Annotated in this window: 3 protein-coding genes and 1 riboswitch; of the genes, 2 read left to right on the top strand and 1 reads right to left on the bottom strand. The window is 76.0% G+C overall.

Going from position 1 to position 2,311, the window contains the following annotated elements; translation table 11 throughout:
* Positions 1-97 precede the first annotated feature (97 nt).
* Positions 98-1,006 (bottom strand): DUF559 domain-containing protein, encoded by a 909-nt coding sequence (locus tag AB0I76_RS27905; RefSeq protein WP_357041516.1) that lies wholly within the window; start codon positions 1,004-1,006, stop codon positions 98-100.
* A gap of 123 nt (positions 1,007-1,129) precedes the next feature.
* A riboswitch (TPP riboswitch) is annotated at positions 1,130-1,238 on the top strand.
* Here AB0I76_RS27905 and thiE point away from each other — a divergent pair.
* Both thiE and AB0I76_RS27895 read left to right on the top strand, forming a co-directional pair.
* On the top strand, positions 1,233-1,859 hold the full coding sequence (gene thiE, locus AB0I76_RS27900) for a thiamine phosphate synthase (protein WP_357041513.1): 627 nt from the start codon (positions 1,233-1,235) through the stop codon (positions 1,857-1,859). (Overlaps the previous riboswitch by 6 nt.)
* On the top strand, positions 1,853-2,311 hold a 459-nt coding region (locus AB0I76_RS27895), incomplete at its 3' end, for an FAD-dependent oxidoreductase (protein WP_357041510.1). The genes thiE and AB0I76_RS27895, both read left to right, overlap by 7 nt.

Here is a 2,311-nt window from a genome sequence, read left to right as displayed (position 1 = left end):
GGGGGGGGGGGGGGGCGGGGGGGCGGGCCGACGGGCAGCGCCGCGCGCGGGCGTCGGACGGGCGGCGTGGGCAGCACGTAGACGTGGCGCGTGGTGGTCAGTGCCGGCCGAGCCGGCGCTCGCGAAGCGCGCCGGTGACCAGCGCGATGGTACGAGCGGGGTGTCGGAGGACGTCGTCGGCGGTGAAGCGGAGGACGAGCCATCCGGCGGCCCGCAGGGCGTTCAACCGGGCGACGTCCTGGCGGAAATGGGCCCGCTCGCGGTGGTGGTCGCCGTCGTACTCGACCGCGACGCGCAGGGCGGGCCAGGCCAGGTCGACCCGGCCGACGAAACGTCCCCGGGCGTCCAGCACGTCGTGCTGGGCGACGATCGGGCCGAGACCGGCGTCCAGCAGGAGCAGCCGCAGCCGGGTCTCCATGGGGGACTCACTGAGCGGCTCGGCCAGCGCCAGCACCCGCCGGAACTGCGGCATCCCCGGCCAACCCGCACGCCGCACCGCGTAGTCGGCCAGTGCCGGAAGCTTCACCACCCTCCGGCGCAACAGCGCATCCACGGCCACCACCGCCTCGGCCAACGGTGGCTGCCGGCCCAGGTCGAACGCGGTCCGCAGGGGCGTCGTGACCGGCAGGCCGCCGAAGCGGGTACGGTCGTCCTCCGGCAGGGGCGAGCGCACGACCGACAGGCGCGGGTGTGGGCGCATCCGGACCGACCTTGGAAGCAGCACACTGACCGGCGCGTTCCGGCCCAACAGGTCGGTGCCCCACAGGTAGAGGGCGCTGCGGCCGGCGATCGTCCCGCCCGAGGGAAGCACCAGCGCCAGCGCGTCGCACCACATGCGGTGGTCGGTCTCCCGGTAGCCGTCGGCGTGCACGTACACGTCGGGTAAGAGCTTGTGCCACGTCGATCCCCGCAGCATCGCCCAGGTCACCAGCCCCTCGGTGACGGCGGCGCTGCCCCGGAACGGCAGGAACGCGAGGCGGCGCGGAACCCGGGCGACGGAGGGCATCCGGACAGCATGGCGTGACGGGACGCTCACCCGCCGCCCCGACCGTCGGCTTCGGACGGTCGGTGGGAAATCCGTACCCCCGCCCTTGGCGGATCGGAGGATCCGTCGTACGGTGACACCCGCAAGTGACCCACGGGAGCCCGGTGTACCGGGCTGAGAGGGGGGCTGTGAGCCCCCGACCGTCGAACCTGATCCGGGTAATGCCGGCGCAGGGAGGAGTGTTGCCGTGCCGTCCCTGGGACGCCTGCACCTGATCACCGACACCCGACCCGGACGGGACCCGCTCGCCGTGCTGCGGGCCGCCCTGCCGGTGGCCCGCGGCGAACTGGTCGTCCAGGTCCGGGTCGGCGACGACGCCACCGACCGGGAGGCGTACGACCTGGCCCGCCGGGTGGTGGCGCTCTGCGCCCGCCACGACGCGACCTGCCTGGTCAACGACCGCCTCCACGTGGCCCTGGCGGTCGGCGCCGCCGGTGGGCACGTCGGTGCCCACGACCTGCCGGTCGGCGCGGCCCGGCGGGTGCTCGGCTCGGCCGCCGTGCTCGGCGCGACCGCCCGCGAGCCGGGGGCCGCAGCCGAAGCGGTCGCCGCCGGGGCGAGCTACCTCGGGGTGGGGCCCTTCCGACCCACCCGGACCAAGGACGGACTGCCGCCGGCGATCGGTGTGGGCGGCGTGCGTGCCGTCGCCGAGGCGGTCACCGTGCCGGTGGTCGCCATCGGCGGTGTGACGGCGGCGGACGTCCGCGCGCTGCGGGCCGCCGGCGCGTACGGGGTGGCGGTGGTCGGCGCGCTCTCCGGAGCCGCCGACCCCGCCCGCGCCACGGCGGAGCTGCTCGGGGCGCTGACGTGTTGAGCGGGGGCCCTTCCTCTACACGAGACGTTGAAAGGGGCCCCTTCCTTGCACCGGATGTGGCGGTGGTGGGGGCGGGACCGGTCGGGCTGGCGATCGCCTGGCGGTGTGCCTCGCGAGGGCTGCGCGTCGTCGTGCACGATCCGGCACCGGGTTCCGGGGCGTCGCACGTGGCCGCCGGGATGCTCGCGCCGGTGGCCGAGGCGTACTTCGGTGAGCACGAGCTGACCGGCCTGCTCACCGCCTCCGCCGCCCGCTGGCCGGCGTTCGCCGCCGAGCTGACCGAGGCGACCGGCGCCGACCTGGGCTACCGCACCGAGGGCACCCTGCTGGTCGGGCTCACCGCCGACGACCTGGCCGAGGCACGGCGGCTGTGGGCGTACCAGCAGGGGCTCGGACTGCCGGTGACGCCGCTGCGCCCCTCGGAGCTGCGGGACCGCGAGCCGGCGCTCGCC

The organism is Micromonospora sp. NPDC049799 (genome assembly GCF_040656655.1).
Taxonomy (GTDB): Bacteria; Actinomycetota; Actinomycetes; order Mycobacteriales; family Micromonosporaceae; genus Micromonospora.
The sequence above is the reverse complement of the archived record's forward strand: the minus strand, read 5'-3'. Positions and strand labels throughout refer to the sequence as shown.

Coding starts and splice junctions, on each gene's coding strand:
- AB0I76_RS27905 (WP_357041516.1), bottom strand. CDS start 1,006: ATGCCCTCCGTCGCCCGGGTTCCGCGCCGCCTCGCGTTCCTGCCGTTC.